General features: G+C 28.4%; 19 protein-coding genes and 1 pseudogene. 15 read left to right on the top strand and 5 right to left on the bottom strand.

Annotated features, from left to right (window positions below; translation table 11 throughout):
* The 3 genes and pseudogenes from AC1B00_RS03340 to aspA all read right to left on the bottom strand — a co-directional run bounded on the left by AC1B00_RS03340 (window position 1) and on the right by aspA (window position 4,977).
* Window positions 1-432: a hypothetical protein gene (locus AC1B00_RS03340; RefSeq protein ID WP_488848088.1), complete on the bottom strand. Its 432-nt coding sequence runs from the start codon at window positions 430-432 to the stop codon at window positions 1-3.
* Window positions 429-2,477: pseudogene (locus AC1B00_RS03335) on the bottom strand (cytochrome c biogenesis protein); the annotation flags it as partial. The pseudogene AC1B00_RS03335 and the gene AC1B00_RS03340, both read right to left, overlap by 4 nt.
* Window positions 2,478-3,576: 1,099 nt before the next feature.
* Complete coding sequence (aspA, locus tag AC1B00_RS03330; protein WP_488848087.1) at window positions 3,577-4,977, bottom strand: aspartate ammonia-lyase; 1,401 nt, start codon at window positions 4,975-4,977, stop codon at window positions 3,577-3,579.
* Between the two features lie 61 nt (window positions 4,978-5,038).
* Between aspA and AC1B00_RS03325 the strand changes: the two genes are divergently transcribed.
* The 11 genes from AC1B00_RS03325 (at window position 5,039) to AC1B00_RS03275 (ending at window position 13,149) form a co-directional block, all read left to right on the top strand.
* A complete protein-coding gene (locus AC1B00_RS03325; RefSeq protein ID WP_488848085.1) occupies window positions 5,039-5,758 on the top strand; it encodes a TerC family protein in 720 nt (239 codons plus the stop codon).
* Window positions 5,748-6,011, top strand: a complete 264-nt coding sequence (locus AC1B00_RS03320; protein ID WP_488848083.1) for a hypothetical protein — start codon at window positions 5,748-5,750, stop codon at window positions 6,009-6,011. The genes AC1B00_RS03325 and AC1B00_RS03320 overlap by 11 nt, the downstream gene beginning before the upstream one ends.
* Before the next feature lie 118 nt (window positions 6,012-6,129).
* On the top strand, window positions 6,130-7,431 hold the full coding sequence (locus AC1B00_RS03315) for a phosphoethanolamine transferase (RefSeq protein WP_488848082.1): 1,302 nt from the start codon (window positions 6,130-6,132) through the stop codon (window positions 7,429-7,431).
* Window positions 7,432-7,481: 50 nt separating this feature from the next.
* Entirely contained in the window at window positions 7,482-8,414 is a 933-nt protein-coding gene (gene trxB / locus AC1B00_RS03310) for a thioredoxin-disulfide reductase (protein WP_488848081.1), read from the top strand.
* Entirely contained in the window at window positions 8,411-8,644 is a 234-nt protein-coding gene (locus AC1B00_RS03305) for a hypothetical protein (RefSeq protein WP_239818136.1), read from the top strand. Before trxB ends, AC1B00_RS03305 begins: the two co-directional genes overlap by 4 nt.
* A gap of 41 nt (window positions 8,645-8,685) precedes the next feature.
* Window positions 8,686-9,279: a hypothetical protein gene (locus tag AC1B00_RS03300; RefSeq protein ID WP_488848080.1), complete on the top strand. Its 594-nt coding sequence runs from the start codon at window positions 8,686-8,688 to the stop codon at window positions 9,277-9,279.
* The gene (locus AC1B00_RS03295; protein WP_488848079.1) at window positions 9,276-10,232 is read left to right on the top strand and encodes a hypothetical protein; all 957 of its coding nucleotides are present in this window, start codon (window positions 9,276-9,278) and stop codon (window positions 10,230-10,232) included. Before AC1B00_RS03300 ends, AC1B00_RS03295 begins: the two co-directional genes overlap by 4 nt.
* Window positions 10,229-11,104 carry a hypothetical protein gene (locus tag AC1B00_RS03290; protein ID WP_488848078.1) on the top strand — a complete coding sequence of 292 codons (876 nt, stop codon included), beginning with the start codon at window positions 10,229-10,231 and terminating at the stop codon, window positions 11,102-11,104. The genes AC1B00_RS03295 and AC1B00_RS03290 overlap by 4 nt, the downstream gene beginning before the upstream one ends.
* 86 nt (window positions 11,105-11,190) lie before the next feature.
* Window positions 11,191-11,754, top strand: coding sequence for a LemA family protein (locus tag AC1B00_RS03285; protein ID WP_336611185.1), 564 nt, complete (start codon window positions 11,191-11,193; stop codon window positions 11,752-11,754).
* The gene (locus AC1B00_RS03280; protein WP_488848077.1) at window positions 11,747-12,460 is read left to right on the top strand and encodes a DUF3137 domain-containing protein; all 714 of its coding nucleotides are present in this window, start codon (window positions 11,747-11,749) and stop codon (window positions 12,458-12,460) included. Before AC1B00_RS03285 ends, AC1B00_RS03280 begins: the two co-directional genes overlap by 8 nt.
* A 2-nt stretch (window positions 12,461-12,462) precedes the next feature.
* Entirely contained in the window at window positions 12,463-13,149 is a 687-nt protein-coding gene (locus AC1B00_RS03275) for a DUF3137 domain-containing protein (RefSeq protein WP_488848075.1), read from the top strand.
* An 8-nt stretch (window positions 13,150-13,157) separates the two neighbouring features.
* On the opposite strand, the gene AC1B00_RS03270 is transcribed toward AC1B00_RS03275, so the two are convergent.
* Together AC1B00_RS03270 and edd are read right to left on the bottom strand one after the other, a co-directional pair.
* Window positions 13,158-13,778, bottom strand: a complete 621-nt coding sequence (locus AC1B00_RS03270; RefSeq protein ID WP_488848074.1) for a bifunctional 4-hydroxy-2-oxoglutarate aldolase/2-dehydro-3-deoxy-phosphogluconate aldolase — start codon at window positions 13,776-13,778, stop codon at window positions 13,158-13,160.
* A 10-nt stretch (window positions 13,779-13,788) separates the two neighbouring features.
* Window positions 13,789-15,585 carry a phosphogluconate dehydratase gene (gene edd / locus AC1B00_RS03265; RefSeq protein WP_488848073.1) on the bottom strand — a complete coding sequence of 599 codons (1,797 nt, stop codon included), beginning with the start codon at window positions 15,583-15,585 and terminating at the stop codon, window positions 13,789-13,791.
* 111 nt (window positions 15,586-15,696) lie between these two features.
* On the opposite strand from edd, the gene AC1B00_RS03260 reads away from it, so the two are divergent.
* From AC1B00_RS03260 to pgi, 4 genes are read left to right on the top strand one after another with little or no spacing between them, the layout of a single operon-like run.
* Window positions 15,697-16,992, top strand: a complete 1,296-nt coding sequence (locus tag AC1B00_RS03260) for a glucose-6-phosphate dehydrogenase (RefSeq protein WP_488848072.1) — start codon at window positions 15,697-15,699, stop codon at window positions 16,990-16,992.
* Complete coding sequence (gene pgl / locus AC1B00_RS03255; protein WP_239818146.1) at window positions 16,989-17,660, top strand: 6-phosphogluconolactonase; 672 nt, start codon at window positions 16,989-16,991, stop codon at window positions 17,658-17,660. The genes AC1B00_RS03260 and pgl overlap by 4 nt, the downstream gene beginning before the upstream one ends.
* On the top strand, window positions 17,641-18,621 hold the full coding sequence (locus tag AC1B00_RS03250; protein ID WP_239818147.1) for a glucokinase: 981 nt from the start codon (window positions 17,641-17,643) through the stop codon (window positions 18,619-18,621). The genes pgl and AC1B00_RS03250 overlap by 20 nt, the downstream gene beginning before the upstream one ends.
* Window positions 18,611-20,251 carry a glucose-6-phosphate isomerase gene (gene pgi / locus AC1B00_RS03245; RefSeq protein WP_488848070.1) on the top strand — a complete coding sequence of 547 codons (1,641 nt, stop codon included), beginning with the start codon at window positions 18,611-18,613 and terminating at the stop codon, window positions 20,249-20,251. The genes AC1B00_RS03250 and pgi overlap by 11 nt, the downstream gene beginning before the upstream one ends.
* Window positions 20,252-20,347 lie beyond the last annotated feature (96 nt).

The following is a 20,347-nucleotide window of genomic DNA, read 5'->3' as shown; positions in this document are numbered from 1 at the left end:
TTACTTCATCCTTCTTTTAGCAAGCCCTAAATTTTCGTATAAATCAATTTCTCTTCTGTAACTTGGATACCTTTTACCTAGTTCGTGATTTAAAAAAGCTATGATTTTAGCTTCTGCACATTTATTTGCACATACTGCACTTATAAAACCTAGCTTTTTCTTTGCATCTTCGCTTAAAGGTCCTGTTGTTTTAGCTTCAAGACTTTGAGTTTGAATAAAAGCTAAAACAACTTTGTTTAATGAAGCTGATGAATTAGCACTTTTTGCAGCTTTTATTAAATCATCTAAAGCATTCGTTGGTTTGTTTGAAGTTTTACTTTCAACACTTTGAACGCCTTTATTCTTAGAGCTTTTTATGATGAAATAAAAAACTAAAATAATAATGAATAAAAAAGCAACTACACCAGCACCTACAATTATATTTTCTTTCATAAAAGTTCTGATTCCTTCTTGTTTTTACTAGCAATTATAGTAAGCAATATCATAACACCTACACAAACATAAGCATAAACAGGCACGCTAGCAGCTTCTCCTGCAGCATAAGAGTGCATTCCGCTTAAAAAATAATTTACTCCAAAATAAGTCATAACTATACTCAAATACGCAAACATAGAGCAAACTGCAAAATAAAATTGATTATTTATTCCTTTAATTAATCTAATGTGAAGCACTGCTGCATATACTAAAATAGATACTAAAGCCCAAGTTTCTTTGCTATCCCAGCCCCAATATCTTCCCCACGATTCATTTGCCCAAACTCCACCTAAAAAGTTTCCTAAAGTAAGTAATGATAAGCCTAAAATCATAGCCATTTCGTTTATCATTGTTGCTTCTTTTATGTTTGCTTTTATTCTTTCATTTAATTTTTTGTTTTTACCTAGCATTGCAAATAAAATTAATACAAAAATTCCAAGTAAAGAACAAAGCCCAAAGAATCCATAACTAGCAGTTATAACGCTAACATGAATTGTTAGCCAATAGCTTTGTAATACTGGTGCAAGGTTTCCAATTTGAGGATCAATTGAGCTAAGGTGTGCTACCATTAAAACAATTGCTGCAAGAATTGATGTAAGCGATAATGAAATAGGGCTTTTTTTAGAAAACACAATACCACTAAGTCCTAAAGCCCACGCAATATATAATAAACTCTCATATGAATTTGACCAAGGTGCATGGCCGCTTAAATACCCTCTAATAGCAAGTGCGATAGTATGTACAATAAATACTAAAATATTTAAGTAATACACTATTTTAAATGCTAATTTTAAGCTTGTTTTTCCACTAATCATTCTAACAAATACTAAGATTAATAAAATTAAACCGCTTATTAAATAAACAGGGCTTAACTTTGTAAATACTCCTACTTTATCAAAAATTACTTCAAGTTTAAACTTAGCATTATCAACATTAGTTCCTTGATCTGCTTTTATTTCATTTAAGATTTTTGAACTTAATGCGTAATTCTTGTCTTTATAAGCATTTATTAAAGATAAAAAATAAGCTTTTAAATCAGGCTTGCTACTTTCAAGAACATTTAAAGCTTTTCCATCTTCAAAACTAGCTCTTACATAGCCACCAAGAGATGCGTAATATAAAATATTTAAACGCTCATCAACTTTTAATAATTCTTTTTCGTAAGTTCCACGCTTGTTTGGATTCATTCTTAAAGCTTTTTCAACTTCATCTTTTAAAGCATAAACATTGTTTGGGAAAAAATCATAAAAACTAGCGTATTTGCCTTTGCCAAGATTTAAAAAATCTCTTATTTCTTGATTGCTTAAATATATGAATTTTTCTTTTGAAAAGTCTTTAAAATCACTCATAATCCAAATTAGCACTTCGGTAGCATCTTTGCCTAAATATGTGCTTGATTTATGAATTTTATTAACCAAATCAAGTGCTAATGAACCAAATGGAGCAATTCTTCCATTGTCTTTTTGTATAGGTAAAATACTTAAATCTTGCACATGTTGTTCTAAGCTAATTGCTTGTAGGTTTTTGTTAGCATTATTGATAGCTTCATCAAGCTCATCTGAGCGTAAATTAGGCACACAAATAGCAAATAATATTGCAAGTGAGCTAATTTTTGCTAATCTTTTTGTAAGTATCATAAAACGAGAATTTTTTGAAATTAAATTAAAGAATAGCCCTAAACCTAATAAAAAATATCCTATATAGGTTGGGATTTTGCCTGGGTCTTGATTTACACTTAAAATCGTTCCTAACTCATCTTTATCATAAGAACTTTGATAAAATCTATAACCTTTATGGTCTAATACATTATTCATATAAATCTTATAATCCTTGCTATTATCTTCATCGTTTATTCTAATATAACTTGCGTATGATTTTGGCGAATTTGAAGCCATATAACGCTCTAATTCAAACTTATTTAGTGTAAAGCTAAAAGGAAGTTCTAATAATTTTGCAGTATATGAAATACTAAAAGTTTGATTTGCTAAAGTTATCTTTTGTCCTTCGCCTTCAAACAAATATGCGTATTTGCTTTCATTATCATAGGTTACTTTTACCAAATAAGCATTAGGATATTCTTTTTCTTTACTATCTTCATAGTATTTTACTCCATGCTTATAAAACTTATCAAAGCCTATTTTGTAATTATCAAATGAAATAACCATTCCATCTTCTAAACTAAATTCATTTTCTGCTAATAATTTAATGCTTTTTTTGGTTTTTACATCAAATATATCTAAGTCAAAATTAGCCTTAATTTTGTTTTCATTAAACTCTAAAAGCCTTGCATTCATAGAAATATTTTTCTTATTTGAAATTACGGTTTGTCCTAAAACTACAAACCTTCCTTCTTCTAAAGCTAAAGCGCTTGAACCTTGTTCGCCTGAAACATTTAATAAAACAAAAGGCATTCCGCCAAGCTCTTCTTTATAATTTGGCTTTGCGTGTAAAATAACTTTTTCTAATTTTAAATTAGCTATTTTACCATCTAAATCAAGATTAATATCTATATCATTGTTTCCTAAAACGCTAATATATTTAAACTCATCATTAGAATAATATTTGCCATCTTTTGTAGCTGCTATACTAAAGAATGCTTCTCTTGAGCTTACGATATTTGAAGTTTCATTTTCTCTTATATGAATATATCCTTCAAAACCATAATATCTAGTAAGTGCTGAGCCAAGTAGCATGAATAAAAAGCTAATATGGAATATAAAAAGTGGTAATTTCTCATACATTTTATATCTAAAAAGTGCGAAAAATAAGTTAATTCCAAGTAGCACCTGAATAGCTGCAAACCAAGGACTAGCATATATTAAAGCCCACGCCGTAGGAGTTCCGTATTTGCTCTCTATAAAAGTTGCTAAACCGCTAGCACAGGCAAATAACAAAAACAACACCACACTTAGTTTCATACTTGATATCATTTTATACATAGATTATTCCTTGTGATTATTAAAATTAGAGTTTAACTAAAAAAAATTAGCTAAATTTAAACAAAAATAATAAATAATAATTTTTATTGTTTAGCTTAAATTATTGTTTATTATTTTTGGAATTTGAAATAGGATTTTCAATTTCCTATTTCAAATTCTTTTTTTATTTTATCTCTCCCATATGAGGCTTTAACATAAACTCAGGGCTTAAAATTTTATCTAATTTAGCTTTATCCATTAATTTACGCTCTAAAACTAAATCATAAACTCTTGCACCAGTTTGTAATGCTTCTTTTGCAATACTTGCGCTATTTTCATAACCTATATAAGGATTAAGAGCAGTTACAATTCCTATGCTATTCATCACAAAATCTTCGCATATTTGTTTATTTGCTGTGATACCATCTATACATTTATCAGCTAAAGTTTTTATAGCACGCTCAAGCATACAAATACTATTTAATAAACTATAAGCAGCGAGTGGTTCAAATACATTTAATTGTAATTGTCCGCCTTCGCAAGCTAAAGTAACGCTTACATCAGCTCCTATTACATAATAGCAAACTTGATTTACCACTTCAGGAATAACTGGATTTACCTTACCTGGCATAATTGATGAGCCTGGTTGCATTTTTGGTAAGTTAATTTCATTTAAGCCGCATTTTGGACCACTTGAAAGTAATCTTAAGTCATTACAAACTTTACTAAGTTTTGTAGCAACTCTTTTTAAAACTCCACTAATTTGAACGAAAGCTCCTGTATCTTGTGTGGCTTCTATTAAATCATCTGCTATTACGAAATTTGCACCTGTTATGTATTGAAGGTGTTTTGCAACGATTGGTGGATAATCAGGGTGAGAGTTAATTCCTGTTCCAATAGCTGTTGCACCTAAGTTGATTTCTAAAATAAGGCTTCTTGCTTCGCTTACTCTTTGTATATCTTCACCAAGCATTACAGCAAAGGTTTTAAATTCTCTTCCTAAAGTCATAGGAACAGCATCTTGAAGTTGGGTTCTTCCCATTTTAATAATATCTTTAAACTCAATTGCTTTTCTTTCATAAGCTGCTTTTAAATAGCTCATAGCTTTCATTAAATCGCTTAAATAATCATATAAAGCAACTCTTAAAGATGTTGGATAAGCATCATTTGTGCTTTGAGATAAATTCACATGATCATTTGGATGGCAATATTTATATTCGCCTTTTTTATGTCCTAATTTTTCTAAAGCTATATTTGCTATAACTTCGTTTGCATTCATATTTGTCGAAGTTCCTGCACCACCTTGAATCATATCAACTATAAATTGGTCTTGATATTTTCCTGCAATTAATTCATCACAAGCAAAACAAATAGCGTTTTTTACATCTTCATTAATTAAGCCTAATTCGTGGTTTGCTAGTGCCGCTGCTTTTTTTACTTTTGCAAAAGATACGATAAGTCTAGGAAAATCCTTTAAACGCTTTCCTGAAATATCAAAGTTTTGAACAGCTCTTAAAGTCTGCACTCCATAATAAATGTCATCAGCGATTTCTAATTCGCCTAAAAAATCGTGTTCTAATCTCATTTAATCTCCTTTAAAAAATTTCGGTTAGGATAGCATTTTTTAATCAATAAAAAGGACAATTATGTTTGAATGGATTTTTACAACTGAGGGTATATTATCTTTTGTAACTTTAGTATTACTTGAGATAGTTTTAGGTATAGATAATATTATATTTCTTACAATTTTAGTAAGCAAATTGCCAAAACATTTGCAAAATCGTGGGCGTATTTTAGGGCTTGCTTTTGCTATGCTAACTCGTATTGCGCTTTTATTTAGTATATTTTGGATTATTAAACTTACAAAGCCTTTATTTAGTATCTTAGGTCAAGATTTTAGTGGTAGAGATATTGTATTAATCGGCGGTGGATTGTTTTTGATTATAAAATCAATCAAAGAATTAATTTCAATGCATAAACACGAAGCTAGTAATCACGATAATTTTAAAGCTAGTGCAAATTTTTTCGTAGTTATTTTTGAAATTGCATTAATTGATATTGTATTTTCACTTGATAGCGTGATTACTGCGGTTGGAATTGCTAATGAATTAAGCATTATGATTTTAGCTGTTATTATTGCTGTTATGTTTATGATGTTTGCTAGTAAGTGGATAGGCGATTTGGTTGAGAAATTTCAAGAATTAAAAACTCTTGCTTTAACTTTTTTAGTTTTAGTTGGTGGGGTTTTAATTGTAGAAGGTCTAAATATTCATGTAGAAAAAGCATATATTTATACAGCTTTAGCATTTAGTATAGTAAATACTACGCTAAATATCTTGCAAAAAAAGGGAAATAATGAAAAATAATTTTACGGAATTTGTTTTAAGACACTTTGGAGTATTTTTATATTTTACGCTAAGCAATATTTTTTGCTTAGCTTTGTTTTCTAAAATAAATATTAATCAAGATTTTATTTTAAGTATTAAGTATGCAAAACCTAGCAGTATTAGTGCAATATTTTTAACTTTATTAGCTTTTTTAATAGTATTTTTAATAAGTAAGAAATTTGCCTTAAATAAGCTTGGGGGGGGGTATTTTAAAGCTTTTAATAATTTATAATCTTTTAATTATTCTTATTCAAACTTTTTTAGTAATCAATTTTCACACTTTTATCAATCCAAGTTTTTTAGAAAGTTTATTTAACACTAATTTAAGTGAAAGCATAGAATTTTTAATAATGTATTTTAATTCAAAAACTATTTTTGCTTTAATTTTTGTATTAGTATTTTCTTTCTTTATTTTAAAAATTAAAATTATTAAAAAAGTTGGTAATAAATTTAATTTATTTTTTATTGTATTGATTTTATTTATTAATTTTGGAAACGATTTAAGAAGAGCTTTAAAATATGATTTTGAAAGGTATTTTAATATTCCTTTTATTAAATTTCATAAAGAAGTTTTTGCAAATAATGAAATCTTAGTTGAGTCATTAAAAATGAGAAATTCTTATATGCAAATAGCAAATTCGCATTCAAAAACAAAAGCTTTAGAAAATATAAAAAATATAGTTTTAATAATAGGCGAAAGCTCAAGAAGAAGTGCTTATCAAGATTATGGACAATTGTTAAATACAACACCTAATTTATTAGGTATTGAAAATAAAATAATTTACTCTGATGTAATAGCTCCTTATTCATCTACAAATCCAGTTATGAGTGTGATGCTTAATTTTGCTAATTTAGATAATTTAAGTGAAAGAAAATTTTATGAAAATTTAGATATTGTAAATCTTTTTAAATTAGCAAATTACAAAACTTTTTGGATTTCAAATCAAGATTATGTAAGCGAATGGGGTAATAACGCTGCAAGTATTGGAATAATGAGTGATTTTGCGTATTTTTCTAATCAATATATAAGCTCAAGCGAAACTTTAGCTTATTCAAAATATGATGAAGTTTTACTTCCTATTTTAAATGATTTAAAATTAAGCGATAATAATTTTATTAGCATTCATCTTTTAGGAAATCATGGAAATTATAAAAAACGCTATCCTAAAACATTTGCAAAATTTAGCGAAAGTGACATAAAAGAAAATATAAAAGATAAAAAAAGCATAGCCGAATATTATAATTCTATACTTTATACCGATTATATTATTTACTCAATTTATGAAAGATTTAAAGATGATGATACTTTGATAATTTATTTAAGTGATCATGCAGAAAGTTTATATGATGATAAGACAAAATCATTATTAGGACATGGAGTAAGTGATAAAATAATTGCTGATATTCCTTTTATAATTCTTTATTCAAATTCTTTTAAAACAAATCATAAAGAACTTTTAGATAAATTAATATTATCTAAAGATTTAGCATTTATGAGTGATGATTTAATACACTTATTATGCGATATTGCAGGTATAAAAATAGCTGAGTTTGATGAAAGCAGAAGTCCTATAAATAAAAAATATAATAAATTTAGAATTAGGTTATTTGCTAACGAAATAAATTATGATAATTTTTTAAAACTTGATTAACTTAAGCTAGATAATATTAAATAATAAAAATTATTAATTAGGAGAATTTTATGTTAGATTTAGCAATTATAGGTGGAGGTCCAGCAGGTCTTAGTGCAGGGCTTTATGCTACTCGTGGTGGTCTTAAAAATGTAGTAATGTATGAAAAATTTATACCAGGCGGACAAATTACAAGCTCAAGTGAAATGGAGAATTATCCAGGGGTTGCTACCGTAATGGATGGAATTAGCTTTATGATGCCTTGGACTGAGCAAAGCACTAGATTTGGTCTTAAAATTGAGCAAAAAGAAGTAACTAGAGTTGAAAAAAATGGCGAAAATTTTAAAATTATTTTTAGCGATAATTCAAGCGAAGATGCAAAAGCTGTTATAGTTTGCACAGGTGCAGCACCTAAAAAAGCAGGATTTAAAGGTGAAAATGAATTTTTTGGTCGTGGAGTAAGTACATGTGCAACTTGCGATGGTGCGTTTTATAGAAAAAAAGAAGTAGCAGTTTTAGGTGGTGGCGATACAGCACTTGAAGAAGCACTTTATTTAGCAAATCTATGCTCTAAAGTATATTTAATCCATAGAAGAGAAGGCTTTCGTGCAGCTCCATCAACCGTTGAAAGAGCTAAGAAAAATGAAAAAATTGAGTTCATTTTAAATGCTAAAGTAGAAGAAGTTGTAGGCGATAATGCTGGTGTTACAGGAGTAAAAATCGTATTTAACGATGGAAGTAAAAAAGATTTAGCAGTTCCTGGAATATTTACATTCGTTGGACTTGATGTAAGAAATGAAGTATTAAAGCAAACTGATGGCTCATATTTATGCGAAATGGTAGGAGATGCTGTAAAGGTTGATTTAAGAATGAGAACAAGTGTTGAAGGGCTTTTTGCTGCTGGTGATTTAAGGGTTGATGCACCAAGACAAGTTGTGTGTGCTGCAGCTGATGGAGCAAATGCTGCATTAAGCGTAATTTCATACTTAGAGAGCAAACATTGATTACGAAAATTAAATTAGCATTAGTAAATAATGATTTTGATGAATTTAGCAATTTAGCTAGCGAACTTGAAGAAAAGATTTCAAGCGGCTGGCTAAATACCCTAAATCAAGATGAATTAGTAGAATTAAGAGCCTTATATGTTCAAGTAATTGAAGCTTTGCTTATATTAAAGCACAAAGACTTAGAAAGATTAAAAAAACTTAAAAACTCTTTACATTACATACAATAGGAATTTTTAAATTCCTATTTCAAATTCCACTAAGGATTTTTATGAGATATATTATATTTTTTATACTTTTAAATAAATTTCTCTTAGCTGATGATATTTTGGCAAAAAATCAAGAATTACAAAATCTTAAAATAGCTTGCAAAAATAACGATGCAAAAGCTTGTTATGAACTAGGATTAAAGTATTTTGATGGTAAAATGTATTTAGAAAAATCGTGCGAATTAGCCTATGCAAAGGCTTGTAATAAGCTTGCTGATATTTATATTTTAGATATAAACAAAAGTAGGTTTTATAATAAATTATCGTGTGAATATGGCAATGATTTTGATTGTGTGGCTTCATTTGATGATGGAGCGATAGATTACGAAAGACTTACAAGATATTGTAAAGACGGCAAAAAATACACCTGCGATTATCTTAAAAAGCAAAGCATAAAGTACAAAAATCTAAAATATTTTGTAAAAACTAATGAAAAATATGAAAAGCTTTATAATCTTTGTTTAGATGATAATGCTAAGGCTTGTTTTACACTGGCTTTAAATATAGATGATTTAAAGATTTTTGCAGATGATTTATATAAAAAGGCGTGTTTGTTAGAAGAGAATTTTTGTATATTTAAAAAGGTTGAAAAATGAAAAAATTATTAATATTTTTAGTGTTTTTTAGCTTAAATGCTAATGAATTATGTGAGAAATTGCATTCAAAATACCTTAAAGAATATGATTTTTTGGCTAAATTTAGCGATGTATGTGCTGGAGTAAATGAGATATATTTATCGCTTAGCGAAGATGAGGCTAATAGGCTAAATGAATTGTATTTAAATGCTTGCAAGGAGAAAAAACATAAGTATTGCAAGTATATAAAAACGCTTTATGAAAACTCTCAGTTAAAAGATAAAAGCCTTTATTATAAAGCATTAGAGCTAGATTGCTTAGATAGATATGGCTGTTTTGATATTTTGCACGCTATGAAAAACGAAAGCGATAAAGATAAAAAATATTTTTATAATTTTTTAGAGCAAAAATGCAAAAATGAATATCATAAAAACGATGATTTTTGCTATGTTTTCGTGCAGTATAAATATAGATTAGATGATGATTTGATGTGCGAGAAAAATCCTAGCTTATGCTTAGAATTAGCCCTAAAAGAGAAAAATGAAGCTAAAAAATATAAATATTTAGATTATGCTTGTATGAACAAAATTAGCCTTGCTTGTAAATATTTAGCAAAACTTAGCAGTGATAAAAAAGATTATAAAGCTATGAAAAAATACGACAAACTAGCTAAAGATTATGATAAACCACAAGATGAAGAATGCTCTATAAATAATCTAAAAGCTTGTAAGGATTATATGTTGGCTAATGATATTAGTAAGGAATTTTATCTTAAATATTCGCCAGTTTATGAAAATCTGTGTTTTAATGATAATATAAATTTTTGCAAAGACGCTTGTATGCTTGAATATAAAAGCAATAATTACGAAAAAGTAAAAAAGCTAATTGATTTTACTTGCAAACACGATGAGAATTTATGCAAGGAATTATCAAAAACTTATTTAATGCCAATTTATGAAAAGGAATTGTTATGAAAAAGCTTTTATCGATTGTTTTCTTGTTGATTTTTGTCTATGCAAATAGCGATTATGAGTGCAAAAGTGGTGATTTGATATCGTGTTTAGATGAGATTTCAAAAGCACCTAGCAAGATAGAATTTTGTTTAAATACAAATGATTATAATTACAAAAAAGCTTGTGCAAATAATTTTACAATGATTACTAAAAATGAAGATGATAATAAAGTTGAAAAACTAAAAGATAAATTATGTGATGATTATCCTAATGTTTGCTTTGAATATGTGATGAATTATAGAAATATAGCAAGAGAAACTATGAAAAAAAATCTCGAAAAAGCCTGTGAGCTTGATTTTATAAAGGCTTGTATTTTTGTGGCAAATAATTTTAGGGATAATTTAAAGTATATTAAAAAAGCTTGCGATGCGGGTGATTATGAATCTTGCGTAGAGTATGAATATAAAAAGCTTAAAGCAGGTGAGCTAAAAGCAGCTGAAGAAGAATGCCTAAAGACAAATAATTGCCAAAAAGCATTAGAAAAAGGCAGTGAAAATGAGCAGATTTTAACCAAACTTTGTGATGAAAAGAACGCAAATGCGTGTTTAAAATATGCAGATTTAAATGCTAGTAAATACAATGGAAAATATAAAATTTATAACTTAAAAGCTTGTGAGATTGATAGTGATATTTGTATGCAAAAGGCTAAAATGGTAGAGCAGTTTTTACACTTTGATTTTGATGGTAGTTTAGAAGATATGAAAGATTATTATAAAATTGCTTGTAAAAATGGCTTAGATCAAGCTTGTGAAGAGCTTAATAGAGTTAATTCTTTAAATAAAGATGATTATAAATTCAACGGCAAGGTAAAGGCGATTAGAATTGAGTTTTAGGAATTTAAAATAGGAAACTCAAATTCCTATTTTAAATTCTTTATTAGGGCTTAACTTTGTATAATTAGCTAAAAAAAGGAGTTTTTATGGAAGTGATTTATGTAGTTTTAGCTTTAGTTGTTTTGATTTTAGTTTTAGGAATTAGCACATACAATTCATTAATTTCTAAAAGAAATGATGTAAGAAGCATTTATTCAAGTGTTGAGGTTTTGCTAAATCAAAGATATGATTTAATCCCTAATTTAGTAGCGTCTTTAAAAGAATATTTAAAACATGAAAGCCAAACCTTAGAAAATATTACAAGACTTAGAGAAAACGCATTAAATATAAATGATAAAGCTTTAAAATTTAACATAAACAATGAATTAAGCCAAGCTTTAAAAAGTCTTAATGTAAAAGTAGAAAATTATCCTGAGCTTAAAGCTAGTGAGAATTTTTTAAATCTTCAAAATGCTTTAAGAGAATGTGAAGAGCAAATTAGTGCAGCTAGAAGAGCTTATAATTCTTCTGTGAATGCTTATAATAGTGCTTGCGAGAGTTTTCCAACGATAATAATTGCTAATATGTTTAATTTTAAAAAGGCTGAATTTTACGAAGCAAGCGAACAAGCTAAAATTAATCCAAATGTAAAAGATTTGTTTAATGATTAAAATCATTAGCTTATTTTTCATAGCTTTAATAGGCTATGAATTTTATAAGTTTTTAAATGATTTTAATGAAATTAGCATTTTAATATATTTATTTATAGCGTGGTTTTTGGTAATTTTATTTGTTTTAGGTTTTAATTTTTATGCTTATGTAATACCATTTTTTTATAAAAATTTTAAAATAATTCATAATAAAGATTCATATAAAAACTCCTTAATTAAGCCCTCAAAAGCTAAGATTTTTTATTCTTATCAAAATAATGATATTGATATTTTAGGACTTTGCTTTTATGAGTTTAAAGATTTAGAACCTTTTTATAATTTTTCTTATCTTGATGTTTTGTTTTTTGGTGTTTATGTAAGAGTTAATAGAAAAATAAAGCATAATTTTAGAATATTTGCAAGCAAAAGGCTTATGTCTTTATATCAAGATGAGTGGGTGTTTTTTGAAAAATCATTTGCTAGTGATAATATAGAATTTAACAAGAAATTTAGCGTGTATTCAAATGATTTGATAAATGACTTTAAGTTTTTTACCCCTAAAAAATTAGCAAATATTGTAAAAGCTGCAAGTAATATTAATAAAAAATTTAGCATAATTTATAGTAAAGATTATTTTGAGATTTATATCCATAATTTTTTCTTTACATCAAATATTAAAAAAGAATATGTTAGTTTATTAAAAATAATACAAGAATTTAGCGAGTAAAAATGATAAGTATTTTAAATATTTTAAGAATAATTGGGGTTATTTTAGTTGTTTTATATGCAGGTTTTTATATTTTTAAAAATTATGAAAATGTTGCTATTTTGTTTGTTGGAATATTAACCATAATTATCACATCGTTTTTAATATCTTATATTAATCATAAAAATATTATTGAGCCGTTTTTTATCTCAAATGGCTTTGATAAATTAAGCAAAAATATAAAAATAAAGCATATAAATTATGATGATTTAAGAGTTGATTATATCTATTTTAAAGATGATTTAAGTATTGCAAAACTAAATATTAGCAAAAAAGAAGAAAAGAATAAAATAAAGCTTTTTAATGGCGTTTTGTTTAAAAAAGATAATGTTAATAAAAAGCCTTTTACTATACATTCAAGCAAGATTTTTAAAAAATTAGATAAAAATTATGGCTTATGTAAGTTAGATAACACAGATTTTAATAAATATTTTCAAGTTTATTGTGAAGATAAAATTAAAATATATGAGTATTTTACACCTAAAAAACTTGAAAAGATAAGTCAAATCGCAAAAGAATTAAACAAAAAAATAAGTCTAATTTATGAAGACAATTCACTTTTTTTATACTTGCACGATTTTAGATTTAGTAAAGAAATCAGCAAGGAATTTGAATTAGGAATTAGACTTATTCAAGAATTTAGCAATTAGCTAAATTCTCACGCTCTAAGCTCTAATGAATTTCTTGCTATTTCGCTAATTTCATCCCATTTTTTAGCTTTTATAAGCTCTTTTGGTGCAAGCCAAGAACCCCCAACACAAAGCACATTTGGCTGTGATAAATATTCTTTAGCATTGCTTTCGCTAATTCCACCAGTAGGGCAAAATCTAACATCGCTAAATGGTCCATAAATAGCTTTTAACATAGGTACACCACCAACAACACTAGCAGGAAATAATTTAAATGTATCAAGACCATATTCAAGCCCAAGCATAAGCTCTCCAGGACTTGCAATACCTGCTATTAAAGGTATTTTATAATCAATTTCTCTTAGTAATTTTTCATTTATTCCTGGACTTATTGCAAACTTTGCACCAGCATTTACAACATCTTTATATTGCTTAGCATTAATAACCGTTCCAGCTCCAACAATTGCTTCAGGAATTTCTTTGCTAATTAGCTCAATTGCCTTAAGTCCTGCATTAGTTCTTAGAGTTATTTCAAGCACTCTTACACCGCCTGAAACTAAAGCATTTGCTAAAGGCAAAGCATCATTTATATCATCAATAGCAATTACAGGAATTACTGGATTTACTTTTAAAATTTCTCTTGCATTCATCTTCTTCTCCTTAAAAACTTACTCCGCCTTCTTCGGCGCTTAAACAATTATTTCTTAAAGCTTTAAAAAGCTCTCTACCACTACCTAATTCATTTGCACTTAAATCAATATGATTTATATTTCTAGTTAAAAAATCATCTTCTAATACATTTAAAGTGCCATTGATTGCATCAAATTCTATTAAATCCCCATCTTTAATCTTAGCAATATTTCCATTAAGCAATGCTTCAGGGCTTGTATGAATTGCAGCAGGCACTTTTCCACTTGCTCCACTCATTCTTCCATCAGTAATTAATGCAACCTTATATCCTTTAGACATTAATACTCCTAAAGGTGGTATTAGTTTATGAAGTTCTGGCATACCATTTGCCTTAGGGCCTTGATATTTTACAACTGCTATGAAGTTTTTATTTAATTCACCTTTTTCGTAAGCTGCCATTAATTCAAGTTGGTCATTAAATACAATTGCTCTTTCTTTTATATATAAATTATCATCACTTACTGCACTTACTTTAATTACCGAGCGACCTATATTTCCACTTAAAACCTTTAGCCCACCAGTAGCGCTAAATGGCTTATCATAAGTTGTAATTATCTCAGCATTTCTGCTTTTTTCAAGACATTTTTCATAAGTAATTTCATCATTTTTTAAGACAGGATCTTTTGTGTAATTACTTAAGCCAAATCCAGCTACTGTATTTACATCATCGTGTAATAAGCCATTATTTAATAATTCATTTATTACAAATGATAAACCACCCGCTTCATAAAAGTCATTTATATCAGCCTTGCCGTTTGGATAAACTTTAGCTAAAAGTGGAGTAATATTTGAAATATCATTAAAATCATCCCAGTTAATTATAATTCCTGCAGCTTTTGCAATAGCTATTAAATGTAAGGTGTGATTAGTTGAACCCCCCGTTGCCATAAGTCCAACGATAGCATTTACTATACTTTTTTCATCTACCATTTTTCCTATTGGTAAAATGCTTTTATCTTTTACACCTTTTGCAAAATGCTTTGCGCTATAAGTTAATAACTCAGCTCTTAGTTTTGTATTAGGGTTTATAAAGGCTGAGTTTGGCATATGAAGTCCAAGTAATTCAATCATAACTTGATTTGAATTAGCCGTTCCATAAAATGTGCAAGTGCCTGAGCTATGATACATTTTCATCTCAGTATTTAATAATTCTTCTTTGCTAATTAAACCTTGAGCGTATTTTTCTCTAGCTATACTTTTATCAGCATTGCTAATTCCTGTTGGCATAGGACCACTTGGAATAAACATAGCAGGTAATTGTCCAAATCTAAGTGCTCCCATTAAAAGTCCAGGAACAATCTTATCACAAACCCCTAAGTAAAATGCACCATCAAAAATATTATGAGATAGTCCAATTGCTGTGCTCATTGCGATTACATCACGAGAAAATAAGCTAAGTTGCATTCCATCATAACCTTGAGTGATACCATCACACATTGAAGGAGTGCAGCTTGCAACTTGAACGCTAACGCCTTCTTTAATACAAGCTTGTTTTATGCTTAAAGGATAATCTTTATAAGGCTCATGAGCTGATAAAACATCGTTATAACTTGAAATTATCGCTAAATGAGTGCTATTTGCATTATTTAATTTCTCTCTTACGCTCTCAGGAATTGCAGCATAAGCGTGAGCTAGATTTGCACAGCCTAATTTACTGCGATTTATTTTAGAATTTGCATTTTCTATTAAGTCTAAATAATCTTTTCTTGATTTTTCGCTTCTTTTTATTATTTTTTCGGTAATTTCTAATAATTTTGCATTTGCCATAAAAACTCTTTTCTATTTAAAATATTTGATTTATTATAGATAAATAAACATTATTAATGTTAAATCCTTTTTTGTATATTTACAAAAATAATTTAATTTTTAGGAAACTTTATGAAGATTAATTTTGATTTTTTATTGTTTGGAGCTACTGGGGATTTAGCTTTAAGGAAGATTTTCCCTTCACTTTATGATGCGTTTTTAAACGACTTACTTCACGAAGATTTTAAAATCATTGCAACAGGCAGAAGTAAATTAAGCTTAGATGAATTTAAGCAAAAATTAAATGATAAATCAAAAATACATTTACAAGATGTTACAAAATGGAACAGCTTTTTAGAAAAAATCACTTATGAAAGCGTTGATATTAATAGTATTGATGATTTTAAAAAGCTTAAAATGTGCCTAAGAAATGGCGTTGATAATGTTATATATTTTTCTATTTCGCCTGAGTTTTTTATCACTTGTTGTAAAAATCTAAGCGAGCTTAATATGAACGAAGCAAATGTTAGAATAGTTCTTGAAAAGCCTTTAGGAATGAGCCTTGATGAATGTAGAGCTATCAATGAAAGCGTAGCAAAATACTATAAAGAAGAGCAGATTTATAGAATTGATCATTATCTTGGTAAAAATATGGTTAAAGAATTATTAGAATTTAGAAAAAATAATCCACATATTAATGCCTTTTTAAATAAAGATTATGTAAAAAGTATTGAGCTTAGCGTATTAGAAAGACTTGGGGTTGAAAGTCGTGGAGAATTTTATGATAGCTGTGGTGCTTTAAGAGATATGTTGCAAAACCATATGCTACAAATGTTGGCTTTATTTATGATAGATGTTAAAACTACAAATATTAGAAAGGCAAAGCTAGACTTTTTTAACTCTTTAGAAAAAATAAATAAAAGTGATGTTATAAAAGCTCAATATATTAAAAACGAAGATAGCCTAAGTTATAAAGATGAATTAAATGTAGCAAAAGATAGTTTAACTGAAACTTTCGTGGCTATTAAAACAAGCTCAAATCAAGAAAATTATAAAGGTGTGCCGATTTATCTTAGAACTGGTAAGAGAATGGCTGAAAATAGGGTGTATTTTACGATTAATTTTAAAAATAACGGCTATTTATATATAGAAATCCAACCAAATCCTAAGATGAAATTATTGCTTAATATCAATGATAATTACAAGGAATTTGAAATCGGATTTAGCGATATTGAAAAAATGCCACCTTATGAGAGATTAATACTAAATGTAATCAATAAGGATTTAAGTTCATTTAATGAAAAAGAAGAGCTTGAGAGTGCTTGGAAATGGGTTCAAAGCGTAATTGATGATAAAGACTTTAATATGCAAGAATATCTTGCATATACAAATGGTATAAATTTTAAAGATTGTGAGTTTAAATTATGAGATTATTTACTTTTAATGACAAAAACATAAGCGAAGTTGCTTTATATAAAGAATTAGTTTTTTCGCTAAATGAGTGTATTAACAATAAAGGCGAAGTTAATTTTTATGTATCAGGTGGCAAGAGCCCAAAGGATTTATTTGCCAAGCTTAGCCGTGAGAAATTAGAATGGAGTAAGGTAAATATATTTTTAGTAGATGAAAGGATAGTTCCTACAAATCATAATGATAGTAATACAAATCTAGTTAAAGAATATTTATTACAAAATGATGCAAGTAAGGCAAATTTTATTACTTGTATAAAAGATGAATTAATAAATGATTTTGATGCCTTAAAAAGCTATGCAAATAGTATTTATAAAACTCCTGATATTTTGATTTTAGGAATGGGAACTGACGCTCATACTGCTTCAATATTTCCAACAGCAGCTAATTTAGATGAATTATTAAGCGATACAAATACAGCTTATCACATAGTAAAAACTTCAAATTATGATAGGATTAGCCTTAGTTTAGAAAGTATTTTAAAAGCAAAAAGAATATTTTTAAACATAAGTGGCGATGAAAAATATCAAGTATTTTTAAATGCTTGTAAAGAACAAAACAAAAAATACCCTATAAGTTTTGTAATTAATTCAAAAGGAAATTTAGATGTCTATTACGCAAAATGAATATCCAAGATTATTAGCTGATATTGGTGGAACAAACGCTAGATTTGCCATAGAATTTGAATTAGGAATTATAAAAAATATTGAAGTTTTACAATGCAAAGATTATGAGACAATTGTAGATGCTGTAAAAGCATATTTAAAGGATAAAAATCTTGAAATTAAACACGCTGCATTTGCTATGGCAAATCCGGTTACTAGTGATTATATTCAAATGACAAATAATCATTGGGCTTTTTCAATTAGCACTACAAGATTAGCGCTTAAACTTGAAACTTTATTAGTATTAAACGACTTTACAGCTCAAGCACTTGCTATTACAAAGTTAAAAGATGATGAATTAGTGCAAGTTGGTGGCTCTTTTATAGAAGAGAACTCTCCTAAAGCAGTTTTAGGGCCAGGCACGGGTTTAGGTGTTAGTGGATTAATACCTAGTAAAAATGGCTATATCGCACTCTCAGGCGAAGGCGGGCATGTTAGCTTTGCACCTTTTGATGAGATAGAATCAATGATTTGGCATTATGCAAAAAATAAATTCGGTCATGTTTCAGCTGAAAGACTACTTAGCGGAATGGGACTTGAATTAATTTATGAAGCTCTAGCACATAAAGAAGGCATAAACGAAACTCTAAGTGCAAGTAAGATTAGCGAACTTGCATTAAGTGAAAAATCAGCTTTATGTAGATTAAGTCTTGATATATTTTGTGCAATGTTAGGAACAATTGCATCAAATCTAGCATTAACCTTAGGTGCTAGGGGTGGTGTTTATATTTGTGGTGGAATAATTCCAAAGATTTTAGAATATTTTAAGCATTCATCATTTAGAGCAAGATTTGAGAATAAAGGTAGATTTGATAGCTATTTAGCAGCTATTCCTGTTTTTGTAGTTTTATCAAATTACCCTGGGATAAATGGAGCGAGTGTGGCTTTAGAAAATCATTTAAAGGATAAAAATGTTAAGTAAATTAAAAAGTTTTGAGAAATTATGGAGTTTATATAATAATTCAAAAGATACTCACATGAAAGAACTATTTGCAAAAGATAGCAATAGGGCTAATAAATACTTTTTAGAAGTTGGTGGAATTAAGGTTGATTATTCTAAAAATAGAATAGATGATGAGATTTTAAATACTTTAATTGACTTAGCAAAAGAAGCTAATTTAGAGCAAAACATCAAAGATATGTTTAGTGGTAAAAAGATTAACACCACAGAAAATAGAGCAGCTTTACATATTGCTCTTAGAAATCGCATAAACACTCCTATTTATGTAGATAATGAAAACATAATGGATGATGTAAATGCAGTGCTAAATAAAATGGAAAAATTTTCGCACGCAGTAAGAACAGGTGAATGGTTAGGCTATACAAATCAAGTAATAACCGATATTGTAAATATTGGAATTGGTGGTTCTGATTTAGGACCATTAATGGCTTGTGATGCTTTGAAAAAATACGCACATCCAAGACTAAAAATGCATTTCGTTTCAAACGTAGATGGCTCAAAATTACAAAATGTATTAGATAGCGTTCATCCTGAAACAACGCTTTTTATAATAGCGTCAAAAACATTCGTAACTCAAGAAACTTTAACAAATGCTTTAACAGCAAGAGAGTGGTTTTTAAATCATGCGGTTAATAAACGCTTTGTAGCTAAGCATTTCGTAGCAGTTTCAACTAATAAAAAGGCAGTTGAAGAATTCGGCATAGATAGTAATAATATGTTTGAGTTTTGGAACTGGGTAGGCGGGCGTTATAGTTTATGGTCAGCAATTGGTCTTCCTATTATGATTTATTTAGGAAAAGAACATTTTTGGCAAATGCTAGAAGGTGCATATTTAATGGATTCACACTTTAGCTCGGCTGAGTATTCTAAAAACTTGCCTGTGATTTTGGCTTTAATAGGTATTTGGTATATTAATTTTTATGGTGGTGGCTCACATATAATCGCTCCTTATGATGAGTATTTAAAGCATTTTCCAAGATTTATTCAACAACTTGATATGGAAAGTAACGGAAAGCAAGTTAGTAAAAATGGAGAATTAATTAATTATGAAACATCTCCTATTATTTGGGGCGAAACAGGAATAAACGCTCAGCACGCATTCTTTCAACTACTTCATCAAGGAACTCACATAAGTCCTATTGATTTAATTGTAAGTTTAGAAAAGCCACATGATATGCCAGAACATCATGAAATATTAATTAGCAATGTATTCGCTCAAGCTGAAGCATTTATGAAAGGTAAAACTAAAGAAGAAGTAAGAGCTGAATTAAAGCAAAGCAATCTAAGCGATAGCGAGATAGAAAAGCTTATTCCTCATAAAGAGTTTTCGGGAAATCGCCCTAGCAATACGATTTTATTAGAAAGAATTAGCCCTAGAAATTTAGGAAGTTTAATTGCACTTTATGAGCATAAAATCTTCGTTCAAGGTGTGATTTGGGGGATAAATAGCTTTGATCAATTTGGCGTTGAATTAGGCAAGACTTTAGCTAAGACAATTTTAGAAGAATTAAGAAGTGATATAAGTCACGAACACGATAGTTCAACTACAAATTTAATTAAATTATACAAAGATTTCAATCAAAAAGCTTAAGAGTTTAGGAATTTCATTTTGAAATTCCTATTTCAAATTCTTTTACATTTGTTACAATTTTTCACATTCTCGTAAAAAATCTATAAAATTTTTTGA

The sequence above is a fragment of the Campylobacter sp. DY7 genome, assembly GCF_057802535.1.
Note: the sequence above shows the minus strand (reverse complement) of the source record. Positions and strands in the feature narration are given on the sequence as shown.

Coding starts and splice junctions, on each gene's coding strand:
- AC1B00_RS03340 (WP_488848088.1), bottom strand. CDS start 432: ATGAAAGAAAATATAATTGTAGGTGCTGGTGTAGTTGCTTTTTTATTC.
- aspA (WP_488848087.1), bottom strand. CDS start 4,977: ATGAGATTAGAACACGATTTTTTAGGCGAATTAGAAATCGCTGATGAC.
- AC1B00_RS03325 (WP_488848085.1), top strand. CDS start 5,039: ATGTTTGAATGGATTTTTACAACTGAGGGTATATTATCTTTTGTAACT.
- AC1B00_RS03320 (WP_488848083.1), top strand. CDS start 5,748: ATGAAAAATAATTTTACGGAATTTGTTTTAAGACACTTTGGAGTATTT.
- AC1B00_RS03315 (WP_488848082.1), top strand. CDS start 6,130: ATGTATTTTAATTCAAAAACTATTTTTGCTTTAATTTTTGTATTAGTA.
- trxB (WP_488848081.1), top strand. CDS start 7,482: ATGTTAGATTTAGCAATTATAGGTGGAGGTCCAGCAGGTCTTAGTGCA.
- AC1B00_RS03300 (WP_488848080.1), top strand. CDS start 8,686: ATGAGATATATTATATTTTTTATACTTTTAAATAAATTTCTCTTAGCT.
- AC1B00_RS03295 (WP_488848079.1), top strand. CDS start 9,276: ATGAAAAAATTATTAATATTTTTAGTGTTTTTTAGCTTAAATGCTAAT.
- AC1B00_RS03290 (WP_488848078.1), top strand. CDS start 10,229: ATGAAAAAGCTTTTATCGATTGTTTTCTTGTTGATTTTTGTCTATGCA.
- AC1B00_RS03285 (WP_336611185.1), top strand. CDS start 11,191: ATGGAAGTGATTTATGTAGTTTTAGCTTTAGTTGTTTTGATTTTAGTT.
- AC1B00_RS03280 (WP_488848077.1), top strand. CDS start 11,747: ATGATTAAAATCATTAGCTTATTTTTCATAGCTTTAATAGGCTATGAA.
- AC1B00_RS03275 (WP_488848075.1), top strand. CDS start 12,463: ATGATAAGTATTTTAAATATTTTAAGAATAATTGGGGTTATTTTAGTT.
- AC1B00_RS03270 (WP_488848074.1), bottom strand. CDS start 13,778: ATGAATGCAAGAGAAATTTTAAAAGTAAATCCAGTAATTCCTGTAATT.
- edd (WP_488848073.1), bottom strand. CDS start 15,585: ATGGCAAATGCAAAATTATTAGAAATTACCGAAAAAATAATAAAAAGA.
- AC1B00_RS03260 (WP_488848072.1), top strand. CDS start 15,697: ATGAAGATTAATTTTGATTTTTTATTGTTTGGAGCTACTGGGGATTTA.
- pgl (WP_239818146.1), top strand. CDS start 16,989: ATGAGATTATTTACTTTTAATGACAAAAACATAAGCGAAGTTGCTTTA.
- AC1B00_RS03250 (WP_239818147.1), top strand. CDS start 17,641: ATGTCTATTACGCAAAATGAATATCCAAGATTATTAGCTGATATTGGT.
- pgi (WP_488848070.1), top strand. CDS start 18,611: ATGTTAAGTAAATTAAAAAGTTTTGAGAAATTATGGAGTTTATATAAT.